This is a genomic window from Phenylobacterium sp. (assembly GCF_036963605.1).
Classification (GTDB): Bacteria; Pseudomonadota; Alphaproteobacteria; order Caulobacterales; family Caulobacteraceae; genus Phenylobacterium.
In genome coordinates, this window is the sequence record NZ_JBALUY010000143.1 from 1 (window position 1) to 758 (window position 758).

Genomic DNA, 758 nt, shown 5'->3' on the forward strand with positions numbered 1-758 from the left:
CTGGAAGCAGCACATCGTGGCTGGGGCCAGTCGATCGTCATCGGCGTGGCTGGTGCAGGCAAGGAAATTTCGACGCGCCCGTTCCAGTTGATCACCGGTCGCACCTGGAAGGGCTCGGCTTTCGGCGGGGTCAAGGGCCGCACTCAACTTCCCGGCATGGTGGAGGACGCAATGAAAGGCGAGATCGATCTCGCCCCGTTCGTCACCCACACCATGGGCCTCGACGACATCAACAAGGCCTTCGACCTGATGCATGAAGGCAAGTCGATTCGCACGGTGATCCACTACTGACCGCCCACTACCCATTCAACACCAACCACCAAGAAAATTAATCATGTCCACTCCTGTCATTTCTGGCGATGGCATCTTTTCGCACATCTTTATCGGCGCTGCCGACCTTCAGAAGTCGGTCGCGTTCTACGAAGCCGCTCTGGGTGCTCTTGGCATCAAGAACCTCGGTCCTTTCAACAACGGATGGGTACTTTTCGGTCGCGAAAAGCCGGCTTTCATCATCGCCCGCCCGGGCAATGGTGAAGCGCCTTCCAGCAACGGCGTGACGATCGGCTTTGCGGCCGCCACTCCCGCTGAAGTGGATGCCTTCCATGCCGCCGGCCTTGCCGCAGGCGGCATTGACGAGGGCCAGCCTGGCGCACGTGGTCACCTGCCGGGTGGCTATGCGGCCTACCTGCGTGATCCGGCGGGCAACAAGGTCTGCTCGTACACCTTCGTCTGAAAGCAAGGAAGCTGAGAGCGTTCTG

At 60.0% G+C, this 758-nt stretch carries 1 protein-coding gene and 1 pseudogene; both read left to right on the forward strand.

The features are described 5' to 3' along the window. Positions 1 to 291, forward strand: a pseudogene (locus tag V7702_RS16750) (S-(hydroxymethyl)glutathione dehydrogenase); the annotation flags it as partial. Between the two features lie 43 nt (positions 292 to 334). Continuing rightward, on the forward strand, positions 335 to 733 hold the full coding sequence (locus V7702_RS16755) for a VOC family protein (RefSeq protein WP_335651211.1): 399 nt from the start codon (positions 335 to 337) through the stop codon (positions 731 to 733). Positions 734 to 758: the final 25 nt, after the last annotated feature.

Bases quoted from the DNA above. Each gene is read 5' to 3' on its own strand.
- V7702_RS16755 (WP_335651211.1), top strand. From the start codon at position 335: ATGTCCACTCCTGTCATTTCTGGCGATGGCATCTTTTCGCACATCTTT.